The organism is Halovibrio sp. HP20-59, from assembly GCF_033052795.2.
Classification (GTDB): Bacteria; Pseudomonadota; Gammaproteobacteria; order Pseudomonadales; family Halomonadaceae; genus Vreelandella.
Genome location: NZ_JAWJUW020000082.1, coordinates 1 through 276 on the forward strand (window position 1 = coordinate 1; position 276 = coordinate 276).

The following is a 276-nucleotide window of genomic DNA, read 5'->3' on the forward strand; positions in this document are numbered from 1 at the left end:
TCAACCCCTGATGGAGCCTCACGATGAAGACCCGCCTGATCCTGAGCCTGCTGCTCGCTGCGGCTGGCGCCCAAGCCCAATCCCCGAGCGGCCCGCCGCCCGCAGGCGAACACCGTGGCCCGCCGGCCGAGGCGCTGACCGCCTGCAAGACGGCCAAGGCCGGCGCCGACTGCAGCTTCACCCACCGGGGCCGCGCGCTGACCGGCACCTGCGGTGCGCCCGACGGCCGGCCGCTGGCCTGCCGGCCCAAGGACATGCCGCCCCCGCCGCCGGCCG

Annotated in this window: 1 pseudogene; it reads left to right on the top strand. The window is 76.8% G+C overall.

The window, feature by feature from the left end:
• Window positions 1-23 precede the first annotated feature (23 nt).
• Window positions 24-276 (top strand): annotated as a pseudogene (locus RZA33_RS19460) (hypothetical protein); the annotation flags it as partial.